Here is a 13623-nt window from a genome sequence, read left to right on the forward strand (position 1 = left end):
TTATCCTGGGGAGCTACTCTTCTTCGCCTTTCAGGGTGCGTTTGATCTGTTCAACAACACGGCTTGGCAGGCGACGAATCATCAATACCTGTTTTTCCTCATCAAACTCTATTTCGCTACCTGAGCCGAGAGGCCCCAAAGAGCGTTTGGCAAAGTCGAGTTGCCAATTGTCTGCTTTTGCTTTTAGTTTGGTCAGTGCATTCAGAGTATGCGTATGGGGTTGGAACTCCTGGCTGACCTGATATTTTTCGCTGTTGGCAAAACGTCCGAACTTTCCAGTGATCTCTTCCGTTTTTTCAGTTGGAATATGCTGATCAAAGATCTGTTCGATGTCTGGTAGGTTTGCTGTGTTTTTTTCAGAGCGCTGGCGGCTGAGATAGCTGACGACATCTTCGACCACCTGCTCTCTTTCATCGTACATGCCATTCTGCGTGCAGAAATCCCGTGTGGCACGGATCAGGTCACCCGTAGATTTTTTCGAGGGCATTACATCAGTGCAGCCAAATGCATTTGAAAAATAATGAGTGACATCACCTTTTTCTTTAGTGCCCATAAAGCTCAGGTAACTGTCTTTTCCCTTTTGATAGGAGGTGATATTGATCTTGGCTGCCTGATGAAGTTTATCCAGATCGACTTCATTTACTTCTGTAGGGCTGAGCTGATCGTTAAGTGAGATGGCAGAGCGGTTGCGTACTAATGCCACCAGCAGAAATTCATAACGCTCCTGTTGGTAGTGGGCGAAGATAATGTAACCGCCTGTTGCATTTCGTGATGAGGGTGCATCCATTGCGGCGGCCAGTTGTGCGATACCCAAGTCAGCCAGTTTAAGGAAGTTTGCAGGCGTCTGTTCTTCGCTTAGATAGTTCTCAAACCCCTGGATAAATGGGTAGCCGTCACGGTTTTCTTTGTTAAAGGATCCATGTGTCAGTGTAGAGCGTCTTGCTAATGCGTTATTTAATGCCAGCACCATATCTGGAACTACCGGATGTTGAGTGTTCACATTACCACCACGCTCACTGATAACAGTGGCCTGATCTTCCTCTTTATGCAGTTCCCTTATTACCAGATGCTTTAATTCCACAACGATTCCCGAATCTGTTTATCAAAGACTGAATTTTAAGTGAAAGGCGGGGTAATGTCAGGGTTATCTTTATTCTTGTGTATGTGATCTGACTGGTTCGCCGTTAATCAGTTGTTAGTTCATGGTTGAGATTAAGCAGTTGAGTTTAAGCGGTAGCACATGCACTATTTGCATGATATTGAGTTTATTCGAGATTCCCGGAGAGCCCTATGCGTTGGAAAAGTGGTCGTCGCAGTACCAACATTGAAGATCGTCGTTCTGAGTCGGCAGGTTCCGGAAGATCTGGACGTGGATTTCGGATTGGCGGTGGTGGTAAGGGCGGAATTGGCATTATAGTTGTCGCGGTTGTTATCATGCTGATGGGAGGCGATCCGGGTACTGTTCTTAATATGCTCTTGGGTGGCTCTGCGCCTGTACAAACTCAGACTCAAAACCGGACCCAGACCCAGACCCAGTCGCGAAACGCACTAATTCCGGCAGTGACAGATGAGATGGCCGAATTCGTTTCTGTGGTGCTGGCGGATACTGAGGATACCTGGAGTCCGCTATTCGGGCAGATGGGTGAAACATACCAAAAGCCACACCTGGTGCTGTTTCGTGGCGCGGTGAAATCTGCGTGCGGGACGGCGCAGTCTGCTATGGGGCCGTTTTATTGTTCTGGTGACCAGAAAGTCTATATCGATCTTAGTTTTTATGAAGAGCTGAAACACACATTTAAAGCCCCGGGTGACTTTGCACAGGCGTATGTTATTGCGCATGAAGTCGGACATCACGTACAACAACAATTCGGCATTTTACAGCAGGTTCATCAACTGCAGCGTGGCATGTCTGAGCCAGAAGCTAATGCTTTGTCGGTTAAGCTGGAGCTACAGGCAGACTGCCTGGCCGGGATTTGGGCGCATCATGCTAACCGTGTCAGAAATATTGTCGAGCCGGGGGATATTGATGAAGCAATGAATGCGGCCAGTAAAATTGGTGATGACGCTATCCAGAAGCGTGCTCAAGGCTATAGTGTGCCGGATTCGTTTACACATGGAACGTCGGCGCAACGTGTCAAATGGTTTAACCTGGGTTTCAGGCGTGGCGATCTGCAGAGTTGCAATACTTTCTAGTATTCCCTGGTACCTGAAAGCTGATCGACCTGATATCAATCATTCAACCTTAGCGCAGCGCTATCTTTTTAAGATGGGGCTGTACTGAGGCGCATATAAGCTCTATGCTGCTGGCATAGAAACGACGTGAGGAAATACATAATGCCATATGACGCTGAGTTGATAGCTGAACTGAATCTACTGAACCACTTCAATCTGGGTACTACGCAAGAAGGTATTAAAGTTCATCATAGCGCAGGGCCGCAGACGGTCGCTGCTGCAAAGCGCTTGTTTGATAAAGATCTGATCAGTCAGGAAGATGGTGGTTATCTGACAGACCTTGGGCATGATGCGGCTGAGCATGCTCAAAGTCTGTTGATGATTTTAACAACTCCCGTTCAAGTGGATACGACTTCTTAAACACACATGGCACTCAAACCAACCATCTATAAGGTGAAGTTGCAGCTGGTTGATATGAATCGCGATTTATATACCAGCTGTAAACTCACCCTTGCGCAACATCCTTCCGAAACGCAAGAGCGTATGATGATCCGGCTGATGGTTTATGGCCTGAATTATCATGAAGACTTGCAGTTTAGCCGCGGTTTATCTGCAACCGATGAGCCTGATATTTGGGAATGTGGTTTAGATGGGCAGGTAAATCACTGGTTTGAAGTCGGGCAGGCAACCCCTGAACGTATCCGTAAAGCTGTCAGTCGTTCTCCTAAGGTGTCTTTGTATGCATTTGGGCGTGAGTCTGATATCTGGTGGGGGCGTGCTCAGGAGGCTTATAAGGGCTTGCCTCGGGTGGCGGTCTGGCAGTTTAATGCAGAGCAAAGCGCTTCACTTCCGGTACTGCTTGATCGCAGCACCTCTATTACCATGACAATTACTGATAATGAGATCTATCTGAATAAAGATGAATTGCAGTTAACGCTGGGTTTTAAGCAGCTTCTATAAATGGCAGCTGCAGAAATAGTTGTTAAATGATATCAGACACGTTGCGCAAGGTTGGGGCCGCTGACCAGCAAGCGTAAAAGATCACTGCGACAAACAATACCAACCACTTTGTGATCCTGTTCTACTACCGGGACACAACTTACCTTTTGCTCCATAAAAATTAGTGCTATTTCCCGCACCAATGTATCCGGGCTGACCGCAATCAGCGCGCTATTGAGTAAATTAGCAACAAAGCTATTTGAATCGGACCCGGACCTGAGCAGCTTTTCGCCTGTGATAACCCCAAGAGGGTGTGCATTGCCATTGACAATGACTAAGTGGTTAACACCTTCGCGCTGCATTAATTCCCAGGCGAATTTTACGGTATCGAACTGGCCTACAGTAATTACCGGGGAGTTCATGATATGCAGGGCAATCAAACGCCGACGGTCCTGAAGGGTGTCTGACTTGCGTCCGGTTTCTTCGTAGAGGCGAGATGAAACAAGCGTTGAGCGTGTGCCGCTTGTGAGTGGGGAGCTGGCAGGTTTACTTTGTGTAGTAATTTGAGGATTGTTGATGGTGTTGTTTTGGGATGAATTTTTAGATGCACTGCTCCTGTTGGTGGCTGCAATACCACGCTGTGGGAACTGTGCTGCTGACGGGTTCTTTACAAGGTTCCCGTTGTCATAGATTAACAACGCCATCTACTGTCTCCGAACATCAATGTTTATTTTATCGGCGAGTAATGATTTAACTTTATTTCTTTTGCTTAAATATTAGTCATTAATCTTTAACAATCATTCAAAAATTTATAGCATCGGTATGAAACAATGGACTCGAACCACTATGCTTGCAGAATAGTGTCATTATTCTACGACAAAACTACTTATAAGAATAGGCTTTTGCTTGTATATCAGATCAAGCTAAAACAAAAAGTCGACTATATTGAGGTGCTATATTTTTCGTTTAATGGGAAATTTACTGATGGTTTGTTCAATCCTATCGGTAACCAATATGCCCGCTCAGGCGTAAGATTTTTCATCTGCTTTACGTTCATCTTTATTTCTTTAGTATAGAGTGTAACTAACGCGTAAGGTTTTCACTGCGTCGCGGTTGCCCTTTCACTGACAAAGAATAATTACAATGAATGCAGATACTATCCGCTCACAGCACGACTTGGCATTAGCTGCACAATTGATGCAGGCGCCCGAAGTTATTGCGATCAATAAGAAAATTGCACAAGCTGAATCCCAGGGTGTGCAAGGTGTAAGACGTAAGCTTTTGTCTACGTCTGTTCGTTTAAGTCCTGCGATGGCGCCAAGCCTGACACGTATTGCTCAGGACTGTATGACTAAATTGGGGGTGGGTCTTCCGGTTGAGCTGTATGCTTATTCCAGCCCGCACTTTAATGCCGCCTGCGTTAAGCCAGAGGAGGGGCGCTTGTTTATTATGTTCTCTTCAAGCTTGCTGGATAGCTTTGATGAGGAAGAGTTACGTTTTGTCATGGGGCATGAATTAGGACATTTTATTTATGCCCATCATGATATTCCTGTGGGCTATTTACTCAAGGGCAAGACACCTATTTCACCTGACCTGGCATTAAAGCTGACAAGTTGGTCGCGTTTCGCTGAAATTTCGGCAGACAGGGCCGGCGCATTTTGTACCCAAAACTTACACGCCGTAGCCCGGTCATTGTTTAAGTTGTCATCCGGTGTAACGAGCTCTATCGTTCGCTTCAATCTGGGAGACTTCCTCAAGCAAATGGATGATATGCAGCTGGTGGACGGTGCTCCCGGGGCCGGAGCACCCATGGAAGATTGGTTTATGACCCATCCCTTCAGCCCGCTGCGGGTAAAGGCATTACAGTTGTTTCATCATTCACAACATATGCTGCCTGATGGCGTTGATATAGGAACGCTGGAGTTAGGCGTCGAAGGTATTATGACGCTGATGGAACCCAGTTATCTTGAATCAAAAACCGATGCGTCTCTGGCAATGCGTCACTTACTGTTTGCCGGGAGTTTACTGGTTGCCAATGCCAATGGCTCGATCTCTGAACAGGAGGTTGCTGTTTTTGAGAAATTCTTTGGCCAGTATAAATTCAGAGAAGATTTTAACTATGAAAAGTTACGTGAAGAACTGCCAAAACGTGCTGATCAAGTGGTTAAATACAATGCGATACCTAAGCGTATGCAAGTATTGCATGACCTCTGTGTGATGGCGAAAGCCGAAGGTAAAGCGCACCATGCTGAAGTGGTGATTCTGCGTGAAATTGCGCATCGACTGGAAATTCCGGTTTTCTTTGTCGACCAGCTTTTGAATGAAAACCCTGAGCTGGATTAGCCTTAGCCTTAGCCTTAGCCTTAGCCATGAATGAAATGCTCCATCTTTCTGCTGATGGAGTATTTTTACATCTCCCCATCTGCTAATCATCCTCCAAAAAAAGTGGTTCTCTCATAAATATCTACAATGGATCTTTTTATGATCCGATATTTCGCTTAACCTTCTCATAATAAGTATGTAGATGAGGCCGTTCGGTTTGAATACCGAAGAATCTGGCGAAAACTCATCATCAAAGCGCCAATTGTGCTTTTGAGTCATTTCCCTGGCTGAGATTTATCATGGATAACAGGAAAAAAAATGCAGGACTGCCAATGGGCGATAGGCTTGAGTATTGGCAGAGTCGACCGATACCGCAACGTAAGGTAATGCCGGGTCGTTATTGCAGTGTGGAACCGTTGCAGCCAGAGGCGCATGCAGAACAGTTGTATCAGGCTTTTGCAGAAGATACCCAAGAGGTTAACTGGACCTATTTACCGTACGGTCCGTTCAAGAGCTTTGAGAGTTTCAATCAGTGGTTGTCAGACAGCTGCAGTACGGATGACCCGCTATTTTTTGTCATTATTGATAAGCGCACCTCAGTTGCTGTTGGATTGGTCAGTTTTTTGCGGATTGACGCTGCTGTTGGTGTGATCGAGGTAGGGCATATTCACTTTTCGCCTCGTTTGCAACAAACCCGGCTGGCAACCGAAGCGATGTACCTGATGATGCGCCGGGTGTTTGACGACTTGGGTTATCGCCGCTATGAATGGAAGTGTGATGCTTGTAATGAAGGCTCAAAAAAGGCGGCGCTTCGACTTGGGTTTCGGTTTGAAGGGGTTTTTCGACAGGCAACTATCTATAAACAACGAAACCGGGATACTGCCTGGTTTTCAGTGATCGATAAAGAATGGCCGGCGATTAGAGCAGGGCTTGAAGATTGGCTGGATCACACCAATTTTGATCATCATGGCCAGCAAAGAAAAGGTCTGCAGGAATGTTATTAACATCAAAGGAATCGTTATGCCGTTAACGCAAAAAATATCTGTTACTCCAGTGCAGGCAGATGACCGGGAGCAATGGCAGAGATTGTATTATGACTATGCTGATTTCTATCAGGTGCCGATGAATCAGGATATCCTGAATTCAGTCTGGTCATGGATATTGGATGATTCGCAAGCATTCTATGCATTGATAGCCAAGGATCCTGCGGGCAACGCCATGGGTTTGATGCACTATCGAGCCATGTTATCGCCATTAAGAGGTGCTGCTGTTGGTTTTCTGGATGACCTTTATGTCGATCCGGCTGTTCGGGGTGAGGGGGTCGTCGATCAGTTGTTTGCCGGATTGAGTGCGGCGGCTAAACAGCAAGGTTGGCCATTGGTAAGGTGGATCACCGCAGAGAATAATTACCGGGCGCGCTCAGTGTATGACAAGTTGGCCACTAAAACGCATTGGCAAACCTATCAATTAACGATTGAATGAATTATGTCTATTGATCATTACCCCCAGCATAACCCGAATGTTCTGGCGGGGGCTTAATCAGGACTCAATGAAAGGTTTTAGCAAATCCTGGGCAGTTGCTCACCTGGTAAGCGTTGCATCAATCGCTCACTACCCATGGTCGTTTTGTAGACCACCTGAGACTTATTACCCTCGACTACGCGACCAATAATACAGCTGGTTGCGCTTACGCTGTGATTACGCAGCAGGGTGAGTGCGGCTTCTGCCTGAGCGGCGGGTATAAACGCAATAAAACGCCCTTCGTTGGCTACATAGCAGGGGTCGAGTCCCAGCATTTCACAGGCACCGGTGACGGTATCGCTAACAGGGATGGCGGTTTCTTCTACGAGGAAGGTTTGTGCAGCGCTCTCTGACAACTCTACCAGTGCTGTTGCTAAACCGCCACGGGTCAGGTCACGTAAGCAATGTATTACGATGCCTTCGTTCAACAGGCTTTGAATGGGATCAGAAAGGGCGGCGCAGTCACTGTTCAGGGGATTATCAAATGTCAGTCCTTCGCGCATTGCCATCACAGCCATACCGTGTCGGCCGATGTCACCCGAGAGGATAATAAGATCACCTTTTTCAATCTGTTGTGGGGCGATGCAGACGTCATGTGCTACAACGCCAATTCCGGATGTATTGATATAAATTCCATCTCCCTTACCTTTTTCCACAACTTTGGTGTCGCCGGTTACCAGTTGTATTCCGCTTTCCTGAGCGGTCTGGCTCATGGATGCCAACACTGTTGATAGGGTGTTCATGGGCAGGCCTTCTTCAAGAATAAGGCTACAGCTGAGGTAAAGTGGCTTTGCACCGCTCATGGCCAAATCGTTCACGGTTCCGTATATCGCCAGTTTTCCGATATCGCCGCCGGGAAAAAATAACGGACTGACGACGAACGAATCAGTAGTGAATGCCAGTCGTTGTTTGCCTATGCTGAGTAGGGCGCTGTCGTGGCCTGTAGCCAGCACAGGGTTATCAAAATAGGGATAGATTAGCTCTGTTAACAGTTGATGGCTGAGTTGGCCTCCGCTGCCATGACCTAAAGTGACGCGCTCATTGGCAGAGAAAGGTAGCGGGCATTCCGGATTGATCTCAATCTGTTTTTTTGTCATTGATCTCGCCTTTTTGCCGTTTTCTCTGAAGTCTCGGTAGTGACTCTCTTTTTAAAAGTGACTCTGTTTTTAAAAGTGACTCTCTTATTAAAAGTGGCGCTCTGACTAGACGTGGCATAACGATAATAGGCGGCGCAAGCACCTTCTGATGAAACCATCGGAGCGCCAATGGGCGATTCCGGACGGCATTTTTTAGCGAAATGAATGCAGTCGCACGGCTTTTTTAATCCCTGCATGATCTCACCGCTGATGCAGCCAGTCGTATCATCTGTTTTGTTGGCTGATGAGACTCTATCTCGTAAACCGAATTTATGCCCGGCATCAAAAGGCCAGAATGCTTCTCTGAGCTTCAGGCCGCTCTGTTGTATGTGCCCGATGCCGCGCCAACTTTGCGACTGACACTCAAATACCTCAGTTATCATCTGTTGAGCTGGCAGGTTTCCCTGTTGAGTAACAACACGGCTGTACTGATTTTCTACTTCTGATCTGCCCTGTTCCAGCTGTTGTACGCAGAGCAAAATACCTTGCAGAATATCCAGCGGTTCAAACCCCGTGACGACGATAGGGACGCCATATTTTTCTGCTAGCTGAGGGTAACTTTCGTATCCCATGATGGCACAGACATGACCGGCAGCGAGAAACCCCTGGATTCGTGATTGCGGCGACTGGCACATGGCTTCGATGGCTGGCGGCACTAAAAACTGAGAAGTAAGCAGCGAGAAATTTGTGATCCCTTTTGCACGTGCCTGATAAGCAGCCATTGCATTAGCGGGTGCTGTGGTTTCAAAACCTATGGCGAGAAATACGACCTCTTTGTCAGGATGGCTCTGAGCGAGTTTCAGGGCATCCATGGGGGAGTAGACAATGCGGATATCGCCGCCCTCGGCCTTAACTGACTGTAAATCTTTTGCACTGCCCGGAACCCGCAGCATGTCGCCGAAGGAGCAGAATATAACGTTTGGGCGTGCGGCAATGTCGATAGCTTTGTCGATGATGTCGACTGGGGTAACGCATACCGGACAGCCGGGACCATGCACCAGTTCTATGTGCGTGGGTAAGAATTGCTGCAGGCCGAATTTAACAATAGCGTTGGTTTGGCCGCCGCAGACTTCCATGATTGTCCAGGGTTGGCTGGTAACATCAGCAATTTTGTCAGCGAGTTGCTTAATGGTATCTGCCTGGCGGTATTCATGCATATATTTCATAAAAACCTATCCTTAACCGAAAGCCTCAACAAGCGGGATCCGGTTCATCATCAGCGAGTAACCGGAAGATTTTTTGTGCTTCAGTTTGATTAATTTTACTGATGGCAAAGCCCGCATGCACAATAACATAATCACCTACATCAGCTTCAGGAACAAAAGCCAGGTTAATCTCTTTTCGGATGTCGCCAAAACTGACTGTGCCAGTTTTCTCCATCGGCAGTGGGTTTAGGATATGCTCTATTTTTCCCGGAATGGCTAAACACATGATCTGTTCTCCAGACAGCGTACGTAATAAATCTGGCCTAAAGCAAGGCCGCCATCATTGGCAGGTACTGCTTCATGATGATAAACCTGTTGACCATGCTGGCGTAACAACAGAGTAACGGTTTCTGTTAATCGCTTGTTCTGGAATACACCCCCGGAGAGAAAAACCGGATAGCCGTCAAACGCTTGCGTGATGGTTAATATTATCTGCGCCAGTGTGTTGTGAAAGGCGGCTGCTATATCTTCGCGGGGCATCTGTTTTTTCTGAGAATCCAGCAGTGCAATGATCATAGGACCCCAATCGATGCTTTGTTCGGGATGTTGACTACCCTGCTTACTGATGACGTCAAAAGGGAAATGCCAGCGGGCTTTGGATGGGTAAGCGCAGGCTTCCAGTGCCATGGCTGCCTGACCCTCAAAATGGTTGTGGGTTGCAATGCCCAATAGCGCGGCAACGGCATCAAACAGCCTGCCAACACTGGAGCAGATAGGTGAGTTCAGTTGTCGTGAAAGCATCCTCTGCAGATTGTATAGTTCAGATCTGCTGAATTGTTGGCGCAGCACAGGGTATTCAGTAAAAGCATCTTCGCCCGTTAGGGCATATAGCAATCCCGCCGCCTGGCGACGTGGTTCACGGATCGCCTGTTCACCACCCGGCAGCGGAAAGGAGCGCAACGAGGCAAGATGGTTGATTTCTGCATAGCCGTTCCAACTGTAAAACTCTCCCCCGCGAAGCATACCTTCGTTAGCGTAACCTGAACCGTCCCAGCTGACGCCTAATGCGCGACCAAAATGCTGGTGCTCAGCCATACAGGAGAAAAAGTGGGCGATATGATGCGGCACTGCAAGACATTTTTTTCTACTGGATAGCGCCCATCGTGTCGAGTCATAGTTGGGATGCAGATCGTGAATAATAGTATCGGGACTTACTTCACAAAAATGTGCCAGATCGCTAATGGCGTGCTCAAAAGCTTCTTGCGTATGGCGATTGTCCAGGTCACCTAAATGCTGACTGAGGTAGACGTGATTATTATGTGATATCGCCACGCAATTCTTCAACTGTCCACCCACTGCGAGTAGGTCAGGTGAGGGTGATGAGGAGTGCATCGGTTCAGGCAGTGATAATGATAAGGGTAATGGCGCATAACCCCGGCTGCGCCGCAGCAGTGTAGCTACGCCGTTGATTACCCTGACAACGGAGTCATCTAACGGGCGAACAATAGAGCGATTGTGTAGTAAAAACAGATCGGCCACTGTTGATAGCCGCTGCAGTGCCTGAGTATTACTGATACAGATGGGTTCAGCGGCAATATTACCGCTGGTGGCAACAATCGGGCGCTGTAACAGTGCCATCAGCAAGTAGTGCAAGGGTGAGGCGGGCAGCATAATACCGAGATCACTATTATCCGGTGCGACAGCGGTCGCTATCTCGTTTTGGGGGGCTTTCTTTTTAGCCAGCAGCACAATAGGGCGCTGAGGAGAAAGCAGTAGCGCTTTCTCGGTTTCAGAGACGATGCAATCTTGTTGAATGTTCTCTGTATCGGCATAGATCAGAGCAAAGGGTTTGGCCGGTCTGTTTTTTCGTTGCCGCAGGCGATCAACGGCTTGTGGGTTAGTGGCGTCAACCAGTAACTGAAAACCACCCACAGCTTTAATGGCCACTATCTGTCCATTAAGAATAGCCCGGGCCGTTTGTTGCAGAGCATCTGTGTGGTTGGTTATCAGACGTCCTTTGCTATCACACAGGTGTAACTGCGGACCACAGTCCGGGCAGGCGGTCGGTTCTGCATGGAAACGCCTGTTAAGTGGATCTGTATACTCTTGTTGGCAGCTGTCGCAGAGCGTAAACGGCTGCATGGTGGTGTTTTTTCTGTCGTAGGGCAGGCTTTCAATAATACTGAAACGCGGTCCACAATTAGTGCAGTTGCTGAAAGGGTAGTGATAGCGGCGATTGTCAGGATCAAACATCTCATCAAGACACAGCTGACAGGGGGCGGTATCTGCCGGGATGCTTATTAGTGGGGTGACCGATGTTTCCCTTTTTGAAGCTCTTTTTTCAGGTGCTATATTTTCAGATACGTTTTTTTCAGATACGTTGTTTTCAAATATTTTATTTTCAGGTCTAGGTTTGCTTTGGATGCTCTCTCTGATGGTAAAACAAGCGTCCTCTGTTAATGCGGTTAAGTGGGTATTGAGCGTATGTATTTCAGCCTGCTGTGGCTTGTTTGTTGTCAGCGCTTGCAGAAAATTACGGATTGACAGCGTCTCGCCCTGAACCTCAATGGTCACTCCCTGAGGATGGTTAGCAACCCAGCCATGCAGAGATTTTTCCTTAGCGAGCCGATAGACAAAAGGGCGAAACCCAACGCCCTGAACGATGCCTTCGATATGGATACAACAGCGTTTAACCGCCACTGTCTTCGAACTCCAGGCTTTGCAGCACAATATCCTGAGCTTGGGGGTGATCAATCCCGTCTAATTCTTCAATATTCAGTATGACACCTTGTAACGTTGTTCCCGATACTTCGTGCTCAAAATGTTCGCGCAGGTGGTTTTTGGAAATGTGTGCTAACGCTCCCAGCTGGATGTTGACCGCTATCAGTGGTTTCTTTTCAAGAGTGCTGAGTTGCTGGATTTTATCCAACAGGTCTTTCATCAGGGAGTGCTCGTGCATGCTTTATTTCCTGTGTTGAGTTCGACGCTAATCAGGCTTACAAGCTGTTGTGCAGCAATGAGAAGAGGTGGGCTGATAGCTTCCCCCTGAGAAAAATTATTGCCTGAAATACTGTAGATAGTCAGTGATTGTGGCAGTTGATGCAATAATTTACCAAGCTCAATGGCATTGGCAATACTGATGGCATGGTTGGAAGACACTGGGTTGTCGGCGGGCAGGCTTTCATTCAGACCATCCAGCCTGAAAATCTGACCTGGCTGTATTGTAGATGAATCAGTTGTATCAGTTGTGTCATCGGCATAACACGCATCGATTAAAACCACTTTATCCCTGTGTTGCCAGATATCAAGCAAGGTGGATGTATCGCCAACATTTTCTATAAAATCGCTGGATTCTCCAAGGACGAGTTGTAATAGGTCAAGCGTATAGGGGCCGACACCATCATCACAGCGGTAGCGGTTCCCTAGGCTGATAATCAATGGCTTCATTCTTTTTTGTCCTTATGTATCTTAAGAAAATGTGTTGCACAGGAGATACAGGGGTCGTAATTGCGGATGGCTTGCTCACATAACGAGCGAAGATTGTCTTCCTCAAGGTGCATATAGTGAGGAACCAGATAACGCAGGTCGTTCTCGATAGTTTTCTGGTTTTGAGAGGTTGGTGCAACGATTTTAGCATCTGTGATTTTACCCTGTTCATCCATACTGTAGTGATGATAAAGCAACCCGCGAGGTGCTTCGGTCACCGCATATCCGGTTGCGGCAGAGGGCTGCGTTTCTAGGTAGGGAGCTGCGGGGCGCTGGTAGTTGTCAATAATTCGTATAGCCTCATCAAAGGCATAAAGAACTTCAAGGCTGCGTACGATAATACTCTGGAAGGGGTTGTCGCAGAATCGTGGGAAGCCAACCTCTTCAGCCACCTTTTTAGTCAATGGTGAAAGCCGGTCATAGTTAAGGTTATAACGGGCCATCGGTCCTACCAGGTAAGCATCATTGTTTTTGTCACGCCCTTTGATAACGCTGTGTAAAGCATTGCTGTGCCTGACATGCTCTTCTGCGAAATGCTCCTCATATTGCCGAGCGTTAATATCCAAACCCGTGGAAGAGATGATCCTGCCTTCATTCATCGGGTATTCGTCCGGATGCGACAGGGCGACAAATTCATAAGCGAAAGGCGTATCGCGTTGGAATTGTGGAAATGGCAGTGAGGCTACCCAGCGAACGGATGCGATAGCCAGGTCACGGCCTTTGAGTAGCTCTTCGCGCAACGGTTGTAACTCAGAGACGGTTGGCGCACGATAAAAACCGCCGACACGCACATTAATAGGATGGATTTCGCGGCCGCCAATAAGATTGACAATCGCATTACCGGTTTTTTTGATTTGCAGGCCGCGTTGCACAATATCCGGATAATCTTTAGCCATAGCAAC

The 13623-nt window shown here is 47.5% G+C and carries 15 protein-coding genes; 6 read left to right on the forward strand and 9 right to left on the reverse strand.

Annotated features, from left to right (window positions below; all coding sequences use genetic code 11):
* Window positions 1-13: 13 nt before the first annotated feature.
* The gene (locus ABY436_RS01415) at window positions 14-1081 is read right to left on the reverse strand and encodes a nucleoid-associated protein (protein ID WP_372737239.1); all 1068 of its coding nucleotides are present in this window, start codon (window positions 1079-1081) and stop codon (window positions 14-16) included.
* Window positions 1082-1290: 209 nt separating this feature from the next.
* Between ABY436_RS01415 and ABY436_RS01420 the strand changes: the two genes are divergently transcribed.
* The 3 genes from ABY436_RS01420 (at window position 1291) to ABY436_RS01430 (ending at window position 3132) form a co-directional block, all read left to right on the forward strand.
* Complete coding sequence (locus tag ABY436_RS01420; RefSeq protein ID WP_372737240.1) at window positions 1291-2193, forward strand: neutral zinc metallopeptidase; 903 nt, start codon at window positions 1291-1293, stop codon at window positions 2191-2193.
* 141 nt (window positions 2194-2334) lie between these two features.
* A complete protein-coding gene (locus ABY436_RS01425; RefSeq protein ID WP_372737241.1) occupies window positions 2335-2592 on the forward strand; it encodes a TIGR02647 family protein in 258 nt (85 codons plus the stop codon).
* A gap of 6 nt (window positions 2593-2598) precedes the next feature.
* On the forward strand, window positions 2599-3132 hold the full coding sequence (locus tag ABY436_RS01430; RefSeq protein WP_372737242.1) for a YaeQ family protein: 534 nt from the start codon (window positions 2599-2601) through the stop codon (window positions 3130-3132).
* Window positions 3133-3164: 32 nt separating this feature from the next.
* Here ABY436_RS01430 and ABY436_RS01435 read toward each other — a convergent pair whose 3' ends face one another.
* On the reverse strand, window positions 3165-3815 hold the full coding sequence (locus tag ABY436_RS01435; RefSeq protein WP_372737243.1) for an HPP family protein: 651 nt from the start codon (window positions 3813-3815) through the stop codon (window positions 3165-3167).
* A 439-nt stretch (window positions 3816-4254) separates the two neighbouring features.
* On the opposite strand from ABY436_RS01435, the gene ABY436_RS01440 reads away from it, so the two are divergent.
* The 3 genes from ABY436_RS01440 to ABY436_RS01450 all read left to right on the forward strand — a co-directional run bounded on the left by ABY436_RS01440 (window position 4255) and on the right by ABY436_RS01450 (window position 6915).
* Window positions 4255-5454 carry a M48 family metallopeptidase gene (locus tag ABY436_RS01440; RefSeq protein ID WP_372737244.1) on the forward strand — a complete coding sequence of 400 codons (1200 nt, stop codon included), beginning with the start codon at window positions 4255-4257 and terminating at the stop codon, window positions 5452-5454.
* 278 nt (window positions 5455-5732) lie between these two features.
* Entirely contained in the window at window positions 5733-6437 is a 705-nt protein-coding gene (locus tag ABY436_RS01445) for a GNAT family N-acetyltransferase (RefSeq protein ID WP_372737245.1), read from the forward strand.
* Window positions 6438-6453: 16 nt separating this feature from the next.
* Complete coding sequence (locus tag ABY436_RS01450) at window positions 6454-6915, forward strand: GNAT family N-acetyltransferase (RefSeq protein WP_372737246.1); 462 nt, start codon at window positions 6454-6456, stop codon at window positions 6913-6915.
* A 77-nt stretch (window positions 6916-6992) separates the two neighbouring features.
* On the opposite strand, the gene hypE is transcribed toward ABY436_RS01450, so the two are convergent.
* From hypE to ABY436_RS01485, 7 genes are all read right to left on the reverse strand, one after another.
* Window positions 6993-8051 carry a hydrogenase expression/formation protein HypE gene (gene hypE / locus ABY436_RS01455; protein WP_372737247.1) on the reverse strand — a complete coding sequence of 353 codons (1059 nt, stop codon included), beginning with the start codon at window positions 8049-8051 and terminating at the stop codon, window positions 6993-6995.
* The gene (hypD, locus tag ABY436_RS01460; protein WP_372737248.1) at window positions 8048-9256 is read right to left on the reverse strand and encodes a hydrogenase formation protein HypD; all 1209 of its coding nucleotides are present in this window, start codon (window positions 9254-9256) and stop codon (window positions 8048-8050) included. Before hypD ends, hypE begins: the two co-directional genes overlap by 4 nt.
* A gap of 25 nt (window positions 9257-9281) precedes the next feature.
* On the reverse strand, window positions 9282-9521 hold the full coding sequence (locus ABY436_RS01465; RefSeq protein WP_372737249.1) for a HypC/HybG/HupF family hydrogenase formation chaperone: 240 nt from the start codon (window positions 9519-9521) through the stop codon (window positions 9282-9284).
* Window positions 9512-11935 (reverse strand): carbamoyltransferase HypF, encoded by a 2424-nt coding sequence (hypF, locus tag ABY436_RS01470; protein WP_372737250.1) that lies wholly within the window; start codon window positions 11933-11935, stop codon window positions 9512-9514. The genes ABY436_RS01465 and hypF overlap by 10 nt, the downstream gene beginning before the upstream one ends.
* Window positions 11925-12194, reverse strand: coding sequence for a hydrogenase/urease maturation nickel metallochaperone HypA (locus ABY436_RS01475; RefSeq protein WP_372737251.1), 270 nt, complete (start codon window positions 12192-12194; stop codon window positions 11925-11927). The genes hypF and ABY436_RS01475 overlap by 11 nt, the downstream gene beginning before the upstream one ends.
* On the reverse strand, window positions 12176-12682 hold the full coding sequence (locus ABY436_RS01480; protein WP_372737252.1) for a hydrogenase maturation protease: 507 nt from the start codon (window positions 12680-12682) through the stop codon (window positions 12176-12178). The genes ABY436_RS01475 and ABY436_RS01480 overlap by 19 nt, the downstream gene beginning before the upstream one ends.
* A partial coding sequence (locus tag ABY436_RS01485) for a Ni/Fe hydrogenase subunit alpha (protein WP_372737253.1) occupies window positions 12679-13623 on the reverse strand: 945 nt, incomplete at its 5' end. The genes ABY436_RS01480 and ABY436_RS01485, both read right to left, overlap by 4 nt.

It is taken from the genome of Neptunomonas sp. (assembly GCF_041601355.1).
Lineage (GTDB): Bacteria > Pseudomonadota > Gammaproteobacteria > Pseudomonadales > Balneatricaceae > Neptunomonas.